17 protein-coding genes are annotated in these 16,157 nt (G+C 58.8%); 7 read left to right on the plus strand and 10 right to left on the minus strand.

From position 1 onward, the window contains the following. Positions 1 to 146: 146 nt before the first annotated feature. On the minus strand, positions 147 to 1,523 hold the full coding sequence (locus ELX51_RS06100; protein ID WP_127752687.1) for a hypothetical protein: 1,377 nt from the start codon (positions 1,521 to 1,523) through the stop codon (positions 147 to 149). Positions 1,524 to 1,905: 382 nt separating this feature from the next. Here ELX51_RS06100 and ELX51_RS06105 point away from each other — a divergent pair, with 382 nt between their 5' ends. The 5 genes from ELX51_RS06105 to ELX51_RS06125 all read left to right on the plus strand — a co-directional run bounded on the left by ELX51_RS06105 (position 1,906) and on the right by ELX51_RS06125 (position 7,014). Next, positions 1,906 to 2,568, plus strand: a complete 663-nt coding sequence (locus tag ELX51_RS06105) for a phage tail tip lysozyme (protein ID WP_127752688.1) — start codon at positions 1,906 to 1,908, stop codon at positions 2,566 to 2,568. Between the two features lie 107 nt (positions 2,569 to 2,675). Next, complete coding sequence (locus ELX51_RS06110; protein ID WP_127752689.1) at positions 2,676 to 2,957, plus strand: hypothetical protein; 282 nt, start codon at positions 2,676 to 2,678, stop codon at positions 2,955 to 2,957. Then, entirely contained in the window at positions 2,954 to 3,385 is a 432-nt protein-coding gene (locus tag ELX51_RS06115; protein ID WP_127752690.1) for a hypothetical protein, read from the plus strand. The genes ELX51_RS06110 and ELX51_RS06115 overlap by 4 nt, the downstream gene beginning before the upstream one ends. Then, positions 3,375 to 3,755 carry a hypothetical protein gene (locus ELX51_RS06120; protein ID WP_127752691.1) on the plus strand — a complete coding sequence of 127 codons (381 nt, stop codon included), beginning with the start codon at positions 3,375 to 3,377 and terminating at the stop codon, positions 3,753 to 3,755. The genes ELX51_RS06115 and ELX51_RS06120 overlap by 11 nt, the downstream gene beginning before the upstream one ends. Before the next feature lie 304 nt (positions 3,756 to 4,059). Continuing rightward, positions 4,060 to 7,014 carry an Ig-like domain-containing protein gene (locus ELX51_RS06125; protein WP_127752692.1) on the plus strand — a complete coding sequence of 985 codons (2,955 nt, stop codon included), beginning with the start codon at positions 4,060 to 4,062 and terminating at the stop codon, positions 7,012 to 7,014. Positions 7,015 to 7,280: 266 nt separating this feature from the next. Here ELX51_RS06125 and ELX51_RS06130 read toward each other — a convergent pair whose 3' ends face one another. Continuing rightward, positions 7,281 to 8,021: a BTAD domain-containing putative transcriptional regulator gene (locus ELX51_RS06130; RefSeq protein ID WP_206524705.1), complete on the minus strand. Its 741-nt coding sequence runs from the start codon at positions 8,019 to 8,021 to the stop codon at positions 7,281 to 7,283. A 579-nt stretch (positions 8,022 to 8,600) separates the two neighbouring features. Here ELX51_RS06130 and ELX51_RS06135 point away from each other — a divergent pair. Both ELX51_RS06135 and ELX51_RS06140 read left to right on the plus strand, forming a co-directional pair. Then, positions 8,601 to 8,840, plus strand: a complete 240-nt coding sequence (locus ELX51_RS06135; protein ID WP_127752694.1) for a WGxxGxxG family protein — start codon at positions 8,601 to 8,603, stop codon at positions 8,838 to 8,840. A 1,519-nt stretch (positions 8,841 to 10,359) separates the two neighbouring features. Continuing rightward, the gene (locus ELX51_RS06140) at positions 10,360 to 10,737 is read left to right on the plus strand and encodes a hypothetical protein (protein WP_127752695.1); all 378 of its coding nucleotides are present in this window, start codon (positions 10,360 to 10,362) and stop codon (positions 10,735 to 10,737) included. A gap of 19 nt (positions 10,738 to 10,756) precedes the next feature. Here ELX51_RS06140 and ELX51_RS06145 read toward each other — a convergent pair whose 3' ends face one another. From ELX51_RS06145 to ELX51_RS06175, 8 genes are all read right to left on the minus strand, one after another. After that, positions 10,757 to 12,514: a hypothetical protein gene (locus ELX51_RS06145; RefSeq protein ID WP_127752696.1), complete on the minus strand. Its 1,758-nt coding sequence runs from the start codon at positions 12,512 to 12,514 to the stop codon at positions 10,757 to 10,759. Positions 12,515 to 12,663: 149 nt separating this feature from the next. Next, positions 12,664 to 13,245 (minus strand): hypothetical protein, encoded by a 582-nt coding sequence (locus ELX51_RS06150; RefSeq protein ID WP_127752697.1) that lies wholly within the window; start codon positions 13,243 to 13,245, stop codon positions 12,664 to 12,666. A gap of 32 nt (positions 13,246 to 13,277) precedes the next feature. Further along, positions 13,278 to 13,424: a hypothetical protein gene (locus ELX51_RS19990; protein WP_164854778.1), complete on the minus strand. Its 147-nt coding sequence runs from the start codon at positions 13,422 to 13,424 to the stop codon at positions 13,278 to 13,280. After that, entirely contained in the window at positions 13,403 to 13,708 is a 306-nt protein-coding gene (locus ELX51_RS06155) for a hypothetical protein (protein WP_127752698.1), read from the minus strand. The genes ELX51_RS19990 and ELX51_RS06155 overlap by 22 nt, the downstream gene beginning before the upstream one ends. Before the next feature lie 477 nt (positions 13,709 to 14,185). Then, positions 14,186 to 14,500 (minus strand): hypothetical protein, encoded by a 315-nt coding sequence (locus ELX51_RS06160; RefSeq protein WP_127752699.1) that lies wholly within the window; start codon positions 14,498 to 14,500, stop codon positions 14,186 to 14,188. Between the two features lie 91 nt (positions 14,501 to 14,591). Beyond that, the gene (locus ELX51_RS06165) at positions 14,592 to 15,281 is read right to left on the minus strand and encodes an SOS response-associated peptidase (protein ID WP_248305259.1); all 690 of its coding nucleotides are present in this window, start codon (positions 15,279 to 15,281) and stop codon (positions 14,592 to 14,594) included. Between the two features lie 8 nt (positions 15,282 to 15,289). After that, entirely contained in the window at positions 15,290 to 15,703 is a 414-nt protein-coding gene (locus ELX51_RS06170) for a hypothetical protein (RefSeq protein WP_206524706.1), read from the minus strand. Between the two features lie 114 nt (positions 15,704 to 15,817). Further along, complete coding sequence (locus tag ELX51_RS06175) at positions 15,818 to 16,090, minus strand: helix-turn-helix transcriptional regulator (RefSeq protein WP_127752702.1); 273 nt, start codon at positions 16,088 to 16,090, stop codon at positions 15,818 to 15,820. Positions 16,091 to 16,157 lie beyond the last annotated feature (67 nt).

Here is a 16,157-nt window from a genome sequence, read left to right on the forward strand (position 1 = left end):
GTTGGTCGTATCCGCCACTTCAGCGGAACGGTGAACAGGGCGCGAACTACCCGCACTCCCTCTTCCTCATCAAACACGCGGGCGGGAATGTCGACCTTTCAAGGCTCCAGGGTGAACAGTCGCTCGATTCACTTGGCGTCTGATCTTCACAAGCCGCGGGTCTGAAGTCGACAACAAAGCCCGATAATCCAGCACCAGAGCAGCAACACCACAGCCGCGAGCGGCGACATGAACACGTGGTAGCGGTCTACCGGGAGCACGGACACCGACATGATTGTGTAGACGAAATAGCGAGCGCCTAAGACGCCAGTAAGCACCAAAGCCGACAACAACAGTGGCTGGGCCACTCGTCTTCTGGAGATGAACCCAAAGGCCCCGCCGCCGATAGCTCCGACCAGCAGCATCAGCCAGTAATTGCCGACGAACCACTCCCGGACCTCGTCCATGTTGCTTTGGTACTGTGCAACAACTAGGCGCTGTCGGCGGTTCAGAGCGTTATCGTAAAGCTCCGGCCTATGGTCCTCCGTCGCGTGGAAGCCTGCCTCATGTGGTCGAGGGAGCAACATCTTCCGCAGGTTAGCCAAGAGCCCGCCCGGTACCTCACCAACCCAGTTGCCGAAGTTCGGGTCTAGTGGATAGGGCAGGGTTGGTGAATGGCTGGGGTGTCGGCCGGCGTCGAGGGCGGATTCGATTTCCGCCGCCGCGGCGTTCATCTTTGCTGAGAGAACCCGATCATCAGCGCCGTACTGCTCGTTGACCAGCATAGCTATGAGCCAGAGCGTTCGTGTCGGGTCGATTTCACGGCGGCCTACGAACTCGCTCGAGTGAGTGCGCCAAGTATGGATACCCGTTCCTTCCACCTGATCATCGGGAAGAATAGAGCGGCGGGCGAACTCGGCAAAGGTGGGGCTTAGGTCGAGCGCAACCTGGAAGCTCTTCCGAGTGGCGGGAGCGAACCGGGTGCTGTCGTCCACTTCAATCCGATGGAGTTGAGTCAACAACGCTTGGTAGCTCGGCAGCAGAGCGCGGTAATGCCAGTCACCCCAAGCCGTGCCATTCTTGACTGCGACACCGGACAAGCCGATGAAGATCACCGCTAGGGCGGCCAAGGTAGGGCTCGCGGCGGAAACGAAACTACTAACGAAACGACTACGGTGCCTATCGGGGCTTCTGAACCAGAAATAGGCGGCGCCGGCACAGGTGAGCACAAACCCGGCGGCCACGAACAACTCTTCGCCCTCGCGAGTCAGGATGATCGCGACACCGAAGGCACCGAATATGGCCCAGCGGAAAGTGGCCGTGCTCCATTCGAGTGGACGCACTAATCCGACTATCGACCAGAACCATGCGAAGTAGAAAACCAAAAGCAGCGGCTCCCGTTGAAACTCGGTGAAGCTGCGGATGGTGTAGGGATTGAGGAAAACCACCGCCGCGCTGATCAGCGTCCATGCAGAGCCAACATAGGGCCTGATACGACAGTGCAGCGCCACCACTGAGGCGATGAATGCTCCCTCGAGGAACATACGCCAAGGAACGCCCGACCAAAGGACTGCCCTGGAGACTAGTGCGAGCATCGGCGGTCGCATGCTGTCGCTCGGCCTATTCCATGGCCCCTCAAGCGTAAGCAGCGCCAGACCGTCGGTGTCCCATATAGCGCCGACTATTTCGGTGTTGGACACTAGTAGCGCTCGGAAAAGCACGACGAACCCTAGCAACCACAGGAATGTCTTGGTTGGTCCTGAATTATTGATGATGCGTGCGTGGCGAATCTCATCTGGAGCCCTTTTGCTTGCCTCCGCCTTACCATCGTCCGACGCGCCGGCCTATTGAGCACCCTTGGTTTTTTCCGCTCGTACTGACGTAAGCGGCTCCCCGACTAACACCCCTACATCCTGGAGACTGACCATGAACGCGGAAGCGACTTTCCGTGCGAAGGCGCCTGGCATTATGGCCAAGCTCCTGAGCGACTTTCCCATTGGCGTCGATGACGCTGCAGCTGTCCTCGGCAACGTGGGCCACGAGTGCGCAGGCTTCACCGCCATGCAGGAGTTCAATCCGGTGGTGGCCGGCTCCAAGGGCGGCTGGGGCTGGCGACAGTGGGCCGGTCCCCGGCGTCGTGCCTTCGAGGCGTATTGCAAACGGAACGGCAAGGATCCCGCCAGCGACGAAGCCAACTATGCCTACCTGTTCATCGAGCTAAAGGGCATCGAAGGCAGCGAGAAAGCAGCGATCCCCAAGACCATTGCCGCCAAGGGTCTGGACGCCAAAGTCATTGCGTTCGAACTGGCGTTCCTGCGGGCCGGGGTGAAGCATTACTCCAGTCGGCAGCAGTGGGCGCGCGTTGCTCTGGACGCTTGGAAGAAGGCCGGACAGCCCGCCTCTCTGCCGTCTGCACCTGAGATACCTCGCTACCCCGAGCCGCCAGCGGCGCCCCTCGACGTGCCCCCGCGCACCATCCCCGCCAGCGACAAGCACCAAGCGGACACTGACGGGAGCAAATGGCCCGGCATCATCGCCATTGTCATCATCATCCTTATCGCCCTGGCCATCGCCGGGGCTTTTTTCTGAGCGCTAGGAGGCGCAGCAACATGATCGGCAACAACATCGTTCTGGGCTGGCTCTAGCGCCGGGCGCAGGAGCTCGGGGGCCTCGGCGGCACACTGGCGTTCCTCTACATGTCCCTGCCATCCGAGGGCAAAGACGCCATCAACCAGATCTTGGCCGGTGGCTGGCAGAACGTCTCTCTGGGCGCCGTTGCCACCATCGCGCTTTATATCTGGAGCCAGTGGAAATCCTGGCGCTCCACGGTGCGCCCGCAGGTGGTGACCGCGGATGCGCAGCAGATCATCCTGCCAAAGGAGAGCGTGGCCACGGCCAAGGTCGAGGCGATCGCCAAGAGCGCACCTGTGCCGCGCTCGCGCACCATCATCGACATGATCAGGCGCCGATTGCCATGAAGGCGATTATCGAGGAAAGCGCTGGCCATCTGCGCCAACGGTTTCGCCTCCGCAGTCTTGAGTGGCAGAACGCGACGACATCGATCGTGTTCGGGCTAACCATATTGTTCAATCCGGCGCTGTTCGATGCCGTCTCGTTCCGCGGCTTCGTGGGCGGGCCATTTGTGTGGGGAGGGGGCATATTCCTGCTCGGCTGCGTCAATGTGGCGGCCCTCATCATCAACGGCACGGTGCCTAAGCCAACAGCTGCGCTGCGCACCATCTCGGCGCTGCTGCAGGTCTTTCTCTTCTTTATGCTTTCCATCGGCTTCTATGCCTCGGGCACCGGCACCACCGGTATTGGCACCTACGGCGTCCTGGCCTTCTACGGGTTTTTTGCGGCCGCATGGGCGCTCTTGGACGCGGTGGCACCGGAATATGGACAGTGAACAGATCAGCGCGCTCTACCAGCTCGGCGGTGCCGCCGCCGTAATCATCGTCGGTGCCTTTTTTGGCATCCAGTGGGTGGTTCGCACCGTCCAAGCCATGAAGACCAGCCCTTCGGTCAAGACTGAGAAGACCACCATTATCACTGGCGATACGGTCGCCATGGATCGATTGGCTGGCACGATCGAAGCCAGCAACACCATCCTGACGGAAAACAACGTGCTGCGGCGTGAAGAGCACGCCGACAGAAGCATGATGCGCAAGGCCCTGGAGGAAAACACCGAAGCTCTGGAGAGGGCCACAGCCGTGCTCCAGGACATCCGGCCCGAGATCCGCGAGCTGACCCGGGAGATCGTGAGGTCGGGGAAGTGAATAGGTGAAACAGAAGCGGACGTTCGTTGCTGTGGCGACAGCCGGGAGCCAATCAGCGCATCAGGAGCGCTCGCAATTCGCGGTACAAATAAATGAACCCTTAACGCACGACCTGTTATGTAGTCCGGCATAAAGGACTGCTTCGACTCTAATTGCCTCATACCCAAACGGTCCTACTCACCCTCGTTTGTATCCGTGCCTCACGGGCCTTGCTGGGCCGCGACAGCCTGTCGCGACTTCAACCTATTCGCGAACGCGGTCCAGAGGTGGGTTATCTCTTTGCCGTCTCCGCCAAGGAGATCTAATGGCTATTCTCATCGTAAGCTCCTCAGAGTATCCCACCATAGCAGCAGCAATGGCCGCCGCAGCTAACGGCGACACAATCCAGATCGAGCCTGGGTTTGGGATCAACGAAAGCGTTTCTGTCACAAGCGACAGCTTGACCATCAGCGGCACCGCGAGCTCAACAGGCATCGTGCTGCAACTGGCGCCGGGGATTTTGTCGGTCACCCTGGATGGGGACGCATCGATCAACGTTCTCGATGCTCAAGGCAGCAGCACCGATGGCAATAGAATCCTGGGCAATGCCGGTGATAATACGATCACGGTCAGCGGCGGCGCCGATGTGGTCAATGGCGGCGCGGGCACCAATGATCGTTTGGTCGTGGAATATTCTAATGCGACAGGCGCCGTCACCGGCGACTCGACCTCCAACTTTACCGATGCGGGCGGCAGCGGCTCCGTGACCGTCAGCGGTGGTTTTGAGAACTTCACCATTAATACCGGCAACTTCGCCGACACGCTCACCACAGGCGATGGCGACGACAGCATCAATGCCGGCAATGGTGCCAACACCGTGACGGTCGGCCAAGGCGCCAATCGCATCATCGGCGGCGCTGATACCGATACCTTTGTAGGGCTGGACGGCGGCAACTACATGGATGGCGGCGACGGCACTAATACGATGACATCAGGTGGTGGCAGTGACACCATTATTTCCGGCAGTGGCACGGACAGCATCGTGTCGGGGGCGGGCGACGACACCATCAGCATCGTTGGGGGCTCCGACGTTGTGAATGCTGGCGCTGGCACTGATCAGTTGATTGTCGATTACGGGGACAGCACAACGGCTGTGACCTTTACGTTCTCGGGTGGCGACATCGGAACCGGATACGCCGGTCAGGTCGCCGCCGGCTCAACAAACATTGTTGATTTCGTTGGTGTAGAAAATTTCAGCATCAACAGTGGCAGCGCCAATGACGTGATCGTCTTAGGCGGCGGCGACGATTCGATCACTTCAGGCAACGGCAATGACACGCTGACCGGGTCGGGCGGTGACGATACTATAAATGGCGGCGCCGGCGCAGCCGATCTGGCGGTATATTCGGGGAATCGCACCGACTATACGATTACAGCTGTCGGACAGTCTTTTCGGATCGTGGACAATCGAGTAGGCTCGGCGGATGGCATTGATCTCGTCTCCGAGGTTGAGAACTTTCAGTTTGCCGACGGAACTCTGACGGCGTCCGCGCTTGCCGATACCATCATCCCACCAACAACCACGGTCAGCTCGGTAGACATTTCGGGTGACAGCGGTGCGTCCAATAGCGACTTCATCACCAATGTCGCCGCCCAGACGATATCGGGCAATCTCAGCGCCAATCTCGTAGCCGGCGAAACAGTCGAAGTCTCGGTCGATGACGGACAGAGCTGGGCTACTGCGACGTCCAGTGTCGGAACAAGCACATATTCAGCCAGTGCCACCCTTGTTGGATCAAACATCCTCCAGGCTAGGGTGGTGGATGAAGCGGGTAATTCCAGTGCCGCCATCAAGCAAAGCTATGTGCTTGACACTTCTGCACCGACTTCGTCATCACAGCCCGACTTGGCTGCGGCGAGCGACAGCGGTACATCAAGCACCGATGACCTCACCAATGACGTCACCCCAACATTTACGGGAACAGCCGAGAGTGGCTCCACGGTCACTCTGTACGACAGCGACGGCACGACGGTGCTGGGTACGGGAACCGCAACGGACGGCAATTGGTCCATTGCCGCAACAACCCTGGCGGGGGGCGCTCACACCGTCACTGCCAAGGTCAGCGACGCAGCCGGTAATGTCAGTGCTGTCTCGACAAGCACAACAGTCACGGTGGACACAGAGGCCCCTACAGGCACAATCACGCTGAGCGATGCGGCAATCACCGCCGGGGAGACGTCCACAGTGACGATCACCTTCAGCCAAGCTGTCGCGGGCTTCAGCAATGACGACCTGACGGTTCAGAGCGGTCTGCTGAGCATTGTTGCATCCACCGATGGCGGCATCACCTATACGGCCACCTTCACTCCGGCGGCTGGGGTTAATGACTTAAGCAACGTCATCACGCTGAACCAGGCCGGTGTAGCAGACGCCGCCGGGAATTCGGGTGCGGGAACGGCAACTTCTGCCAACTACACGGTCAACACTGCGCAGGTACCTGCTCCGCCGCCAGCGGGCGGCAATGATGGTGAAGACACTATTACTGGCGGCAATGGCCCAGACAATCTCGCAGGCGGCCTGTCCAACGACACCTTGGATGGCGGCAGCGGGGATGACGTGGTTTATGGCAACCAAGGCCAAGACGTGCTTTACGGCGGCCCTGGCCGGGATAGTGTTTTTGGCGGCCAGGACAATGATACCGTTTATGGCGGTAGCTCAGGACTAGATCCCGCTGACGATGCCGATGCTCTCTATGGCAACAAGGGTGATGACCTTGTTTATGGCAATGGCGGCGATGACAGCGTGTTTGGTGGCGAGGGCGCCGACACCGCCTTCGGCGGTCAGGGTAATGACCTGATCTTTGGTGGCGACGGTAGCGTGAGCATCGTTGATGGCAATGATCTGCTGTATGGCGGGTTCGGCAATGACACGATCTATGGCAATGGTGGGGATGACGCGCTGTTTGGCAACCAGGATGACGACATCGTCTTCGGTGGACAAGGCAATGACTTCATCCATGGCGGTCAAGGCAACGACACGCTTGTCGGTGGCAAGGGTGACGACACCATGAATGGCGGCCTTGGTTCGGATCTCTTCCTGTTCGCAGCAGGCGGCGGAAATGACCGAATCGAAGGCTTCAACTTTGGCGAGGGCGACCGCCTGGACTTGGGTGGTCAGAGCTTTACTACGAGCTCATCTAATGGAAACATGATCGTCACACTCGGCGACGGTGGCACGATCACTCTGATCGGCACGGACGCTGGTAGCCAGCTGTTCTAAGGCCTCCTAGTCGAGCAACAGCAACTCAGAGCCCCGCTTCGGCGGGGCTTTTCTTTGTCCGCCGTCTGCCAGGAGCCGGCGATGATCTACTGCCGAAAGTGCTCCGAACCGTGCCAGTGGGAGCCCAGCAAGATCAGCGGCCGATTGGTGATCTGGTATCGGTGCGAGTGTGATGGGGCAGGGCCATGGCGCCGGTGGGATGCAGAAGTGAATCTGCCCACGCGAGCTAGAGAATCTGCGATGCCTCCCTGAACATCCTTTGTAGCTTAGACCTCAAGGCTCCTGCCGGTCAGTTCTTGATAAAGCCGGACGGTTTCGTGGTCCGGCCCAACGCCCAGTTCCTCGTGCAGCTGCTTGCTGCAAGCGTTGAAGAGCTGCTTAACGCGCGAGAACTCCCCCTTCGCAGCCGCGTCAGACATCAGAGCCCGGTGGGCGCCTTCATGACAGGCGTCCAACTGTAGCAAACGGGAGGCACAAAAATGGCGTTGCTGAGGGGTGAGTTCTGTCCCGCTTTGCAGTGCCGCTGAAACCGTCCTGTTGAAGTCCTGGAGCAACGCGGTGCGCTGGAACGCAAGCCATTCCTCGAACCCGTTTCCCACGGAGCCAGACGAATCTAGTAGCTCACCGCGGTAAATTTCGCACATCCGCACGCACGCCCTTGGGCTGGGACTTGCAATAAGACCTATGAACTCCGCCAGATCGATATAGACGTTCTGGTCGGGGTTGAGCCAGACCGTTTGGGTATCTGCCGAGAGCAACTCAAAGTTGTAATCTTGCTGGAACTTGCGAATGCGACCCATACTTTGGCGGATGTCGGCGTTGGCCCGCTCGGAGCCGTTGTCGGACCAGATCAGATCACGGATACGCCCCCTCGATACGGGCTTACCCCGCCTTTCGAGCAGCACATAAATCAGAACCCGCAGCAGGTGGAGCGGCGGAGTGGCCAACTTTCCGGACGAGCGAACATGGCAGTGGCCGAAGACAAAAACCGATACAGTTGCGGTCACATCGTATCGTGCGGACATCATGTTCCTCTAAAGGTCCGGCTTACGCTCCCCATGCAGCCTTTAAACCAAGCGGTCGATAGGCACGACTATCATCAAGGAAATGCTCATCTTGATGATGAACAGCACTGCGCCTGATCAGGTGGGTAGCAGGTCGAAAGCTAGGCTCGATTGAATAAACCAGAACCCTCTGCGGCTGTCGATTACTAGAGCCGAACAATCTGGTTCCGGCAGCTCGTCGGATCTATGCGGAGGCGAGCACGGAGCTTGGCCGGCAATAGGTGGCAGACTGATGCGCTGACATAGGTGCGACTGCAACGGGCCCGCCATGGCCCCGGCGGGATGCTGAGGGTCAATGGGACGGCTTGTAAGGACGACCCCAGCCCTTCCTAGAGCCGGGGCCACCGCCAAAAAGGTCCTTGGAACTTGCAGACTCTCATCTGCACGGCTCAACGGCGCGGCGCCTTCGGAGTTCCGCAACAAAGCCGAGAGAAACATGCACATGAGGCTGGCAACGATTCACAGGGCCGTGAGTTAGAATTGCTCCTGGCCGACGAGGTCCGGCTAACCTTGGAGCTAAACATGATCAAAACTCGCCCCCTTGCAGTTGTTCTTACCGTCGCCCTGCTTTCCGCCAGTTCTGTAGCTGCCTTCGCTCAGGCGACGCCAGCTCCTACCGCGCCCGCTGTGGTGGAAGTCGACGAAAATGACGACGATGGCTTTGACATGGGCTGGCTGGGCCTGCTCGGACTTGCTGGTCTTCTCGGCCTGCGCGGGCGTCGTCATGACACTACGAACACGCGTACGACCACCGGCCACTAGTCTCTTAGCGCTGTTCCAGATTCGCCGCGTAGCTGAAGCAAGCTACGCGGCTTTTACTCGCCCGCTCAAAGCGTGCATCTGGTAGCACGGCGGGCATAAGGATGGTACACAACAGTATCGTCTGCCGGTTTCCGGGCGCGGACGGCTGGGAGAACATATTTGCTCTTGCCCCCTGAATGGGAGAAGAGCTGTGTCCAGCTTTGATCAATACAAGATGTTTACCCGCCAGTCTGCCGGGACTTCCAGAGGTCAGTTCCGCTACGGATTGGTAGCTCCAAGCGCTGCAGTGGCCCTGCACCTGTTGAGGACATTGAACGGGACGCCCAGAGGCACCGCAACGGCTCCAAGAAGTTCTGTGGCTACACGACCTCTGAATGCAAGCGACCTCGCCATCTGCTTACCGCTGGAGGAGGCCTTTGCCGCTGCAATCCAGATGGCGAACAAGTACGATACAGAACTATTCGTCACCGGCGAGGCGGGGCTTTGGCAGCCAGCCTGGGGCGGCCTACTCACCGAGCGTGAGGAAGGCTCTGATACGCCTCGCCTGCTGCTGAGGAAGCGCAGATGCCTCCAACCCTGTGTAAGAACAAACTCGCCTAAGCACCTAGACGCACAGGGTTGATATGGAGGGTAACAATTAGGCCATCGCTGGCCCAATCGTAGTCAATGGACCCCTGCAGCGCGCCTGAAATGCTGCGCGCGACGAGCTTCGTGCCATACCCCGCCGGCCGCTTCCAATGGGGTGGGGTAAAGACCCCAACGGGGGTGTTGGGGTCTAAGTGGGTGGGTGTAGCTAGGGCCACGATGGGCAGTCGCTACCATCAGTGCCGCCCAGCCTTAGGGGCTGCAGGAGCATAGGTCTGGCCTCCGGCTCCCCACTACAACGCGGGCCTAAGCCGTTCAGCGGCGACTTGGAAATCAACAACGTTCTGGCCAACATTGCGATGTGCGATGCTGGACGTGTAGGTTAGCGCAATAGCGCGCTCGATCATTTCTTCCAGCTCAACTGAAGTTGGATCGTTGTAAGGTAGGACTACTAAGGCCTGCTCGAGGAAGCCCCTGACCAGTGTCATACGTGTTGGCAAATGGAGCCCCCGTTCGCTGCGTTGAGTACATCGTTGGAGCTACATCGTTAGAGCTGCCGTTTGCTCGTACCCCTAACGGCTCAAGCGCAGTTTTAAACGCGCTTGATGCTGATTGTACGCGACCCCGTTCCGGCAGCCGAGAAGTGCCGGAGTCGGCCCATGTCCATTGCCATTGTTCCAAGCATTCAGACCTGAGCCAGGCGTTGAAGCAGCTGCATCCGGAGATGACCGAACAAGACATTGCGCAGAAGCTTGGCGCGGCACCCTCTGACGTTCGCCATGCACTCAGGGCCAAGCAGAGGGTGCGGAAGAAGTTCGGTCAGCGCGATTGATCTGCCATGGTCCCGGCCAGGCTACAGTGGCACCGCGAAGGAACGCGGTTCGTTGCCTACCCATTAGGGCGCCGGCATCCGGAGCGTGGCGCCGCTATTGAGTTGCGTCAGCATCTTCCAACCGGCCGTCAATGGTTCTGGATGGTCGCCTGGCCCAAGTGGTTTGAGCAGAACGGGCAGGCGGCCGACAAACAAGCTGCAGCAGATGCGGCAACCGAAGCTTGGTGGGCGCATGTGGCTACGCCCATACCGCGGGACGTAGAAACCGAAATCGATGTGCTGGTGGCACGGGTGTTGGTGGCGCCGCCACCCAACTACCTGTTCAGCGAGGATAGTGAGTTCCTTCGTAAGCTGATCAGTGCGCTGCGTCTGCAGTTCGAAGCGCAGATGCGGGCGGGTGAGACGCCAAAGGTGGTAGAGGATCTGCTGACAAACCTATCGGCGGAGCTGTACCGGCGGCGGGTAGCCCGAGCACTTTGACCGTCAGTCTCCAAAGGGTTCAAGCAATGCTCTGTTCGGCCCGGGGGCCGCAGACATTTCCGGCCCGGTGGCGCCGGCTCCCGACCTCGATCAGATAAAAGAATGGGCCAAACGCTCCCCACAGAAACGGCGCCCCAACGTAAGCCCAGTTGGCAGTTGGTGATACAAGAATGCAGACCGCTGCGATAACTCCCATGGCGGCAGTAATTGCGTAGACATTTGGCGCATGGCGGAATGACAACGCTAACAGCACGATGAACGCCGACAGTGGGAGGATGTTGGTCAGTGACCCGCTCAAGGCCCTGATCGGCGCCAGCACTGCTCTGTGTAACCATTCAGGCTGATATTCCTGAACGGCAGCAAAACTGTCAGATTTGGCCATGTGAAAATCCGGCGTGTCCCGCCGAGCGTATTTGTCCACAATCTGCCACGTGCGGCTGCCTAGTGTGACCGCTGTTCTGTAAAGGGCGCGCCATACAGCAGGCACCGGGTCTTGGGCTATGGCACCGGGCAGATTGTTTCGTAGTTCGCGTGTAGCTTTCAACTGCTCCTCAGCTGGACGCGCAGAGACAAAATCCCAAAAGAAGTTCTCGGGGCCCGCTGCGCAAAGCGTCTCGACGGGGCCCAATTCGGCAAAGATGGATACTATATCTGGATGGCCCGGGGCACAGGCGTAGGGGTGGGCGATGTCGGCAAGAACGGTAAGAGCATATTCGCTACCCTCGCCGGCCTTATAGAGGGCGGGCACTGCGAAGTTGAGGGCGAGCACCATAGCTACACTCGCCGCAGCCCCGGTTGCCACTAGGCGCCTGCTATATAGACGCAGGCACAACGGGAACATCACGAGCAGTAGCAAAGCGTATTCTGCTCTAAGGGCAACCGCCAAACCGATCAGTACTGTAAACCACCAGAAACGAGCTCGCGTTGCCCCTGTCGCGGACGCTACGAAAAAAACGGCAATGGCAAGCAGCACTACAGCCGGAGCCAAGAAATACCGCTGGCTAACGAACTGCACCGCCGTGAACTGGGGGCTGAGCGCAACAATCACGAGCAAAGCGAACGACGCAACCACTCCTCCTTTACGTCCAGTCTTGATCCATCCAAGCACCAGCACCAGTAAGAACAGGGTTGAAAAGACGAGTTGGCCAAGTATCAGGTGCGGAGTTCCAAGCGGCATAACCAGCTTGGTGTATAGTGCATAGACGGGGCTGTACCAGGTGACGAACTCGCCGGCGTTCGTCCTGCCAAGGATGGTGTCTGAGGTGAAGAAACCCGGATAGAAGGCCACCAGCTTCAAGCCCAAAATTAATCCTGCGACGGCCAAAGGCCAGTCTGTTTTCCAAGAAAAGCGCACATCTGGTAGTCTAGCTGCAGCGACGGCAGTGCCAGCTAAGACAGACAAAACCAGTAGGAAGATCAGCCTCTCAAGGGAGAACACCCCACTCTGAGCGGTGTCTATTGCAGCACGGCCATTCTCATCCAGGGTGAAGGGCCTGCTAAAACCGTCCTTCATCAGAACATACTGGCTTCCTGGAGAGCCTCGGAAGTACACAGTTCTAGGAAAGTCCGCTTGCTGGGGCCCAATGCTCGCTGTGCCGTCAGGCTCAAAAGGCACCTTGACGCTGTTCTCGTAGAATTTGCTCAGATACAGATCATCCGCTGCGCTGGAAATGGCTCTAACTTCATAAAGTCCGTGTGCCGCCTGCAGCCCACCAAAGCCGGCGACGAACACCGTCAGCGTCGCCAGTACCGCTAGCCCAATCCGTGCAGTATGCATGCAGATTCCTCCGACAAGAAACTTGCTGGCACGCCCGCGAGGCCGCGGCAATAGGGTTGGCTGCATGTGCTCCGTGAGTAGCTTGCCCCATCACGCGCAACAAAAAGCCCGCCGGTTAGGGCGGGCTAGGTGCTTTGGAGAGGGCCTGGCTACGCTGCTCGTTTATATACCGACTGGTCAGCCTCAAGCTTAATCACGCTCGTTGTCCACTGCGACAGCAGGCCGACGTCTGCAGGGTCGGTCCGCTTTTCGGCCGAGAGTACTGCTGTTCGTAGCGGGCTGTCCTCGAGCTGCGCTACGTCCTGGAACTTCACGATGGCGCCGTTGATGGAAACGTGGTGGGGCGTGACCAGGTCAAAGAGTACGCGCCCATGCTCTCCATCAACCAACGCAGCAAAGGTGCGCACTCTGCTCGACCGCCCCGGTAGAGAGATATCAAACGCTGCCCGCCCTTTGAAGGCCGCCCCAAGCTTGTCTTGCAGTTCACGCCGAAGGGAAACTTCCTTATCTTCCGACATGCGTTCGGCTGTCATCCCGACGGCCATGCGGCTCGCAGAGCCGACAAAGATTACGCTATTAGCGAGCCAGTCTAAATTGACCCGAGCTGCAAACATCATGTGTCCGTCGAATTGGATGCCGTTGCGATGCGCGACAGATGGAGCCAAACGACTGAACGTTCCCGTCCCACCAAGGTGCTCAGCGGCCAAATAGCCGGCCCCTTGGTCGTTCACGACGAACTCGTCTCCGTGTTTCTGAATGCGAACTACAACTGCGTCCCCCCGGGATATATCTGGGGAAGAGCAATCAGGCCCTCGCCATTCACGGTATCGGTCAGCACGAGGTTGCGGGCAAGCTGTTCTAGGATGCCCTTCATTTCGTCGGTCTTGTTCAGACTATCGTGGTGGAGCATGGCGGTTCCTCCATCCATAGACCGGGGACAACGAACGCAGTTCGTGTGGCGAACATCAACGCTGTCAGACCAAGGAACGGGCGACCGGGGCGGACCAGTTCCGGCCCCTTCATGTTGATCCTGAGCCCGAGTTTCACCTCACCATCAACCCCAAGCGGCCGGGTAAAATGAACCTCGCGTCCGGCGTTGTGCTTTCGTGTTTCCCATTCAGGGTTATCGCTGACGACCTTCTCGGCCGCGCAAACAGCCTTCAGACCGTCGATACCCCAAGAACGGGCGCTCAAGTAATGCTCCGGGCTTTGAGCTTGTGGGCTGCGCTCATGCATTCCCCTTTTGGCGGAACATCTTTCGCGCCGGAAGCCTTGAGCGCGGCTTCAACTTCATCCAGAAATCGTGTCCACATAGGCTTGCCCTCGTGCAGGGCATCTGGCTGGATCTTGTACGCTTTACAGCGCTCGCGGCACGCTTTCTCTCTCGGGTCTACGGGGTTACGCGGGCGGGGGGCGCGCTTCGGGCGCTTGGGCTTGGGGTCGGGGGGCACTCACACATTTCCCTTAGGCTCGATATCCTCAAGCCTTATCTCTTCCTCGCAACGAGTATGGCGAGTCTGTCACGCTCCGTCGACTCGCATTCTGCTGCCCCTATAGAGCGTTGACCACCGGCTTCTTCACGTCGGTTCCCTCACGCCGGCTGTTGTTCACCTCCGACCGATATGGCGCGTGCTGATAGGTTTGCCGATTCCTCGGACGCAGCACTATTTGCTAGTCAGGCCAGCCAATATAGGTGGGCGACGGGTCGCACACATTGAGCGGCTTGAAAATGATGTGCTTGCCGTTCGTGAAATCAATACGCGTGTTCCTCGCGCAACGGCCGCCGTCTTCGACAGTCACGGTCAGCCTGCAATGGGTGTTAATGCACGGCGGGTTAGTGCCAACCTCCTCGGCTCTCAGCACATCAATCTTGGCAACTTCCCAATCAATAGTGTTGACGATGAAGACCTTGTATTCTGCAGCATGAGTCATGCCGCAGAGCATCAAGCTTGCAAGAACGCCTGCTGCTAACTTGACGGTGAACATCTTCATCCTTTCAGAGTTTTGACCAGTGGGAGTTGTCACAAGAGCCTCAGAGCTGCAAGTTGAATCCGGCTGACCAGTGTGACCTGTTCATTCAAAGCGGATTGACCAGCGGCTTCTTCACATCCGTACCCTCATACCGGCTGTTGTTCACGGCGCGGCTTATCCGGTGGAACTGCAGCTGGCTATCCAGCTGATTGTCGAGCAGCAACCCCTTCGCCTCATCGCCCTGAGCTTCGCCTGACAGCCAGGCGTCATAGGCGTCCTCCTCCAGTATCACCGGCATGCGCCCATGGATGTGCGCGATGTGCTCCACGGCCGGCGCCGTGATGATGGTGCAGCTGGTCACGCCCAGGTTGTCGTTGTGGGCCCATAGCCCAGCAAAGCTGAAGCCGCGGTGCTCCGGTAGATAGAGGAGCCACGGGTCTTTCTTCCCGTCGTCCGGATTGGTGGTCCACTCAATATAGGCGTCGGCCGGGATCAGGCAGCGGCGCTTCTTGAACGGCTCACGAAAAGCCGGCGAGGTGTCAATCGTCTCAATGCGGGCATTGAACATCGTGGCTTTGGGCACTTCCTTGGCCCAGAACGGCACCAACCACCAGCGGCCTTGGTCCAGTTCGCGGTTGCCCGCCTTGTCGTGGTGAACGAACTGCACGTCCTGCGTCGGGGCAATGTTGTAGCGCGGCTGCATGTTGGAGGGCGCGATCGGGTAAAGCTCATCGCTGAGCTTGTAGAGGGCGTGAAGGTCGGCCCAGGTCATCTCGTTGGTGAAGCGGCCGCACAAGACGCGATTTACCTTTGCAACTGAGATCGAGCAGCTTGCGACGCTTGCTTCAGGGTCTCGCATACAGCCATGACCGCCGCTTGGTCGGTGTGACTGTAGATCTGCTCCCACTGCTTACCCATGGCTGCCTCGCTGAAGACATCAGGTGTCACTCCGTTCTCTGGCGTGCTGTACACGCCTAGAAAGTCGACGTTCCACCGGATCAACTCTAACTGCTTAGGGGTCCAGCCAAGCTCACAATTATCGTTGGCGACAATTACCATAGATAGAGACTCAAGGCCGATCCCCGCTGCGGACAAGGCATTCCGAATGTCAGCTTCAGGGCCTCGCTTGTTGGCGAAATCTTCAAGCTGGAGTTCCTGCGCGAGAGTGGATCCGCAAAGCAAAGATGCAGCAAGAAAGACGGCGATCAGCTTCATCATCAAACTCCCGGCTTCGCTTGGCTAATCCTACGCATACTCCTGCGCGGTGCCACAAGAGCGCGGCCTTCTAGATATCCGCCCAGGTCATCTCATTGGTGAAGCGGCCGCACATCGTCAGGCACCCTGCTTTTCGATGAGGCCCATTAGCCGGTCAACTTGGAGCTCCAGCTTTTCAATCCGAGCATCGAGCGCAGCTAAGGTTTCCATGTTCAGCAGTGCGGCAAGGTGAGCAGCGTTCCGGGCCTTAAGCTTGATCATCGCATGGGCCCGATAAACCTCTACAGTCCGACCAGAGAGTCCCAAAACCGCTCCCGCCTCGGCGCAAGTCAGACCCTGCGCCGTAAGCTCTGCCACTTGGCGCTCTCTGCTCGATAGCTCTTCCCGCATCAGTTATACCCCGGAAACTCCCTAAGTGTGCCCCACTCGTCGCGCCAAAGCGAGCGCTCCTGGAGGC

It is taken from the genome of Devosia sp. 1566, from assembly GCF_004005995.1.
Lineage (GTDB): Bacteria > Pseudomonadota > Alphaproteobacteria > Rhizobiales > Devosiaceae > Devosia.

Coding starts and splice junctions, on each gene's coding strand:
- ELX51_RS06100 (WP_127752687.1), bottom strand. CDS start 1,523: ATGTTCCTCGAGGGAGCATTCATCGCCTCAGTGGTGGCGCTGCACTGT.
- ELX51_RS06105 (WP_127752688.1), top strand. CDS start 1,906: ATGAACGCGGAAGCGACTTTCCGTGCGAAGGCGCCTGGCATTATGGCC.
- ELX51_RS06110 (WP_127752689.1), top strand. CDS start 2,676: ATGTCCCTGCCATCCGAGGGCAAAGACGCCATCAACCAGATCTTGGCC.
- ELX51_RS06115 (WP_127752690.1), top strand. CDS start 2,954: ATGAAGGCGATTATCGAGGAAAGCGCTGGCCATCTGCGCCAACGGTTT.
- ELX51_RS06120 (WP_127752691.1), top strand. CDS start 3,375: ATGGACAGTGAACAGATCAGCGCGCTCTACCAGCTCGGCGGTGCCGCC.
- ELX51_RS06125 (WP_127752692.1), top strand. CDS start 4,060: ATGGCTATTCTCATCGTAAGCTCCTCAGAGTATCCCACCATAGCAGCA.
- ELX51_RS06135 (WP_127752694.1), top strand. CDS start 8,601: ATGATCAAAACTCGCCCCCTTGCAGTTGTTCTTACCGTCGCCCTGCTT.
- ELX51_RS06145 (WP_127752696.1), bottom strand. CDS start 12,514: ATGCATACTGCACGGATTGGGCTAGCGGTACTGGCGACGCTGACGGTG.
- ELX51_RS19990 (WP_164854778.1), bottom strand. CDS start 13,424: ATGCTCCACCACGATAGTCTGAACAAGACCGACGAAATGAAGGGCATC.
- ELX51_RS06160 (WP_127752699.1), bottom strand. CDS start 14,500: ATGTTCACCGTCAAGTTAGCAGCAGGCGTTCTTGCAAGCTTGATGCTC.
- ELX51_RS06170 (WP_206524706.1), bottom strand. CDS start 15,703: ATGATGAAGCTGATCGCCGTCTTTCTTGCTGCATCTTTGCTTTGCGGA.
- ELX51_RS06175 (WP_127752702.1), bottom strand. CDS start 16,090: ATGCGGGAAGAGCTATCGAGCAGAGAGCGCCAAGTGGCAGAGCTTACG.